At 45.0% G+C, this 3963-nt stretch carries 4 protein-coding genes and 1 pseudogene; 3 read left to right on the top strand and 2 right to left on the bottom strand.

Annotation, left to right across the window (positions count from 1 at the left end):
• From F6K57_RS38795 to F6K57_RS38785, 3 genes are all read left to right on the top strand, one after another.
• A partial coding sequence (locus F6K57_RS38795; RefSeq protein WP_293073955.1) for a DUF1501 domain-containing protein occupies positions 1-546 on the top strand: 546 nt, incomplete at its 5' end.
• 354 nt (positions 547-900) lie between these two features.
• Entirely contained in the window at positions 901-1947 is a 1047-nt protein-coding gene (locus F6K57_RS38790; RefSeq protein ID WP_293053487.1) for a hypothetical protein, read from the top strand.
• Positions 1948-2251: 304 nt separating this feature from the next.
• Entirely contained in the window at positions 2252-2989 is a 738-nt protein-coding gene (locus tag F6K57_RS38785; protein ID WP_293053490.1) for a sulfite exporter TauE/SafE family protein, read from the top strand.
• 97 nt (positions 2990-3086) lie between these two features.
• Here F6K57_RS38785 and F6K57_RS38780 read toward each other — a convergent pair whose 3' ends face one another.
• Both F6K57_RS38780 and F6K57_RS38775 read right to left on the bottom strand, forming a co-directional pair.
• Entirely contained in the window at positions 3087-3473 is a 387-nt protein-coding gene (locus F6K57_RS38780; protein WP_293053493.1) for a hypothetical protein, read from the bottom strand.
• A gap of 42 nt (positions 3474-3515) precedes the next feature.
• Positions 3516-3963, bottom strand: a pseudogene (locus tag F6K57_RS38775) (type IV secretion protein Rhs); the annotation flags it as partial.

Genomic DNA, 3963 nt, shown 5'->3' with positions numbered 1-3963 from the left:
AAGGAAGAAATGATGGCAGCTAACCGGGGAGCACCACCTTCCTCTAAATTTGTTGGTGATAGCCGCAAATTAGCCAAGCTGATGGTGGGGGATGCTAAGACCCAACTGGCATTTTTGGCCTTAGGTGGCTGGGATACCCATGTTAACCAGGGCGGTAGTCAAGGACAGCTGGCTCGAAAACTTAAGCCTATTGGACAAGGCTTGGCTACTCTAGTCAAAGCGTTAGAACCGATTTATGCCAATACTGTAATTGTGGTCATGTCAGAATTTGGTCGTACCCTGGCAGAGAATGGTAATAAGGGTACTGACCATGGACACGGGAATGTGATGTGGGTCTTGGGTGGAGGAGTTCGCGGTGGTAAGGTCTATGGAGAGTGGCCCGGTTTGGCGGAATCCCAGTTGTATGAAAAACGTGATTTAGCAGTAACTACGGATTTTCGTGAGGTGCTGATGCCTGTGCTAAGGGAACATATGGAGATTGGAGACTCGAATTTAGCCCAAATCTTTCCTGGTTTTACGTCTAATCAGAGTTTGGGGCTTTTGTAGGGAAAGAGAAGTGTCGGGGGAGGGGAGTGCGATCGCGTTTGGCCGTAGGCCACGCTTCGCGAACGCGCAGCGTCGGCAAAGCCTAAAGCGTGACATGCAGGTCAATCGCTGTTCTTGAAATCCGCGATCGCACTCAACAAGCAAATTCTTAAAAGCCATAATTAGCAAGGTATTCGCTATCTATTTGGCTCAGGCTTGTTGATCAAACGAGGTGGAGTAGAAAAAAAGTAATATAATACACACGATTATCCCTTGTTGTCTGTATGGTTTGACTTGGCAAAATTATTTTAGGCTTGGTATGATTTGTTCAGCTTCTTTGAAGTCCATAACTTAAGACCGTCTATTCCTGTAAAAATGTCTAAAATTCTTATCTCTCATCCCATTGACCCAGAGACAGCTGACGATTTAGGATTGCGTGAGGTATATTACCCACTGAATAAAGAACTTGCAGGTGTAGACGAGCCTATATTCTATGCACCAAATTCTGGCGAAGAGTGCCTGTATATTCCTACCATTGCTACCAAACAACAGCCTGATGAAGAACACGATCCTAGCCTTGAAGTTTTACGTCAGGTACTGGTCACGTTTCAACCCGATGTCCTGATTGCAGGGAACAACGCCGTGCCCGGCACCGCACTCTATGCCTGGCGACAAGCTGTTGGTCATACTCGTAGTTTGCGAGTCATTCGACGGGGGGTGGATACGCGAGCGATCGATCGGCAAGCAGCAAATGAGCAATCTGTCAGTGTTGGTAACTTACCTGGGATCAATTCACCTTATGTGGCCAGGCACCAAGTTCAACAGCTTAAGTTAAATGAGGCTCAACCCAATAGTAAAATAGCGGTGATTGGGGTTGGAAACATTGGGAAAAATATCGCCCTTAACGCATTAATATTGGGTCTAGATGTTCATCTTTTCAGTCCTTCTTTGCAAAATCCTGCGCGACGAAACATAACGTTGCTGGAACGATCGATACCCCCTGAAAGGGTCACCTGTGCTCCTTCTCTGGAGGCCGCTTTTCAAGACGCTGCCTATGTCTCAGTTGCTGTACCTTGGGTCAACAGTCAGGGCAAGCCGAATATCGACATGTTTAGTCAACAACATCTTGAAAGTGTTCGGAAGAATGCGAGGATTAGTTCCGCGTCCCCACCCCGAATGTTTTCAAGCCAAGCTCTAGCCTGGATGAATGACCAAGTAATGCGGGGAGAACTTTACGTTCGCATTGATACAGCCAAGCGTTTGGCTGAGGAAATTAAGCAAGATTATCCCTATCTAGATCTAGCTCACGATGTAGCGTTTGCCGCTAGTGATTGCCAACAGGCATTGGATCAAGCTATGCTCAAGCAAGCTAGAAATTTTATCGCTCAAAGCCAAAACCGCTACGCTTCTGTAGGGGCCTAAGCCAATATTTTTGGGTTGTTCTAGAAATATTCTGGTGGAGAGGCAATTCAGTTAGTCGAGTAAGTTAGTCGAGTAACCCATATTCATAAGCTAGTCGCTTCGGAGCTGTAATTTAAATATAGTAGGTTATAGAGTAGATTAAGTAGGTTTACATCAGGTGATCGTTGTTGAGAATTATAAGTTTGGTTCAGGGTCTTTTATTATAGCTGTTTTGGAATTGGTTACGGATGGAAAAACAGTTCAACACTTGCTTGTAAACCTACCTACTGACTCGAAAACTTAAACTTAACCATTAGAGAACATAATGCTTCTATTGCTTTTAGCGTTAACTAGCGTTCTGGGCTGGTTTGTCAGTATCATTGTTGGGGGAGGAAGTTCCTTAATTCTTATGCCCATAGTGGGTATTTTTTTGGGGGCGCAGGCTATTCCACCAATAATTACGATTGGGGGAATCTTTGGTAACGCTGAGCGAATTTATGTTTACTGGAGTAACGTCAATTGGAAAATCTTAAAGTGGGAGATTCCAGCTGCAGTGGTGGGAGCATTATTAGGCGCTTTTACCCTGAGCAAGCTAGATCTAGAATGGCTGACTATTATTGTGGCAGCATTCTTAATTATTTCAGCTATTAGTTCTTTCTTGAAAAAGAATGAGCAATCTTTCACCGTAAAGATGTGGTACTTTATTCCCGGTGGATTTATCCATGCTTTTCTATCAGGTTTAATTGGCAGTATGGGGCCTATACTTGCCCCTTTTTATATCAATTACGGTCTTAAGAAGGAGGAGCTTTTAGCAACTCAAGCAATTGATAGATTAGTTGTTCACTGCATTAAGCTGATAGCTTACGGAGTGTTTGGAATGTTACAACTTCCTTACATCGGTTATGGGCTTGTGATCGGCCTGGCATCTTTTCCAGGGAATTGGTTGGGAGGATTGGTTCTGGAAAAGATTAGTGAAAGATTATTCCGTCAATTAGTTTTTTCTTTCGTTATGTTCAGTGGTTTCTTCATCTTTTGGGAACATCGACAAGTAGTAGGCTTTTAGGTAGAGTTACGGAGTAGGATGGGCAAAAAGCGTTTGGTTCTTTTGAGTAATCTAATCTAGATTACTTTGCCCACCCTACTTTAATTGGTATTTTTTTTCACTGAAGTCCCTGGCTGAAGGTATTGGGATCCTGTTGGTTGATCAGGCTCAGAGGCTCAACGGTGAGGTTCAGAGGCTCAACGGTGAGGTTCAGAGGTTCAACGTTGAGGTTCAGAGGTTCAACGGTGAGGTTCAGAGGTTCAACGGTGAGGTTCAGAGGTTCAACGGTGAGTTTCACAGACTCAACGGAGAGGTTCAGAGGTTCAACGGTGAGTTTCACAGACTCAACGGAGAGGTTCAGAGGTTCAACGGTGAGTTTCAGATATTCAACGGTGAGTTTCACAGACTCAACGGAGAGGTTCAGAGTCTCAACCGCGAGGCTCAGAGGTTCATGCGTTCGCGTTCGCGCAGCGTCGGCTTTGCCGAAAGCGTGACCAAAGGTCAATCGCCTTTTAGTTGATACCTCGACAAAGACTGCGATCGCTTTTTAGTTGATGTCTTCACAAAGAGTGCGATCGCGTTCACTGACATTCCGGTTATACCTTAGATAATCCCCAGCCCAATCGCAACCACGTCGCAGTAGCTCATCTAGACTACTTAGAGCTAGATCGATATTCCACAAGATTACAGTTTTATCCTGACTAGCAGTAGCAAGAGTCTTGCCATCAGGGCTGAAGCTAACACTGTTGATGGCAGCACCACTACTCTGGAGGGTTTGGAGTACTTTACCGTCTTTAGACCAGAGTTTGACTGTCCCGTCACTTATACCACTGGCAAGTATGGTACCGTCGGGGCTAAAACTGAGGCTAGTGACTGCACCACTATGTCCTAGAAGGGTGCGGATTTCCATTCCTGTCTTCACATCCCAGAGTTTTACGGTTCCATATCGATCAGCAGTAGCAAGAGTTTTTCCTTCTGGACTGAAACTGATGCTA

This window comes from Moorena sp. SIO4A5, from assembly GCF_010672005.1.
Lineage (GTDB): Bacteria > Cyanobacteriota > Cyanobacteriia > Cyanobacteriales > Coleofasciculaceae > Moorena.
Note: the sequence above shows the minus strand (reverse complement) of the source record. Positions and strands in the feature narration are given on the sequence as shown.

Coding starts and splice junctions, on each gene's coding strand:
- F6K57_RS38790 (WP_293053487.1), top strand. CDS start 901: ATGTCTAAAATTCTTATCTCTCATCCCATTGACCCAGAGACAGCTGAC.
- F6K57_RS38785 (WP_293053490.1), top strand. CDS start 2,252: ATGCTTCTATTGCTTTTAGCGTTAACTAGCGTTCTGGGCTGGTTTGTC.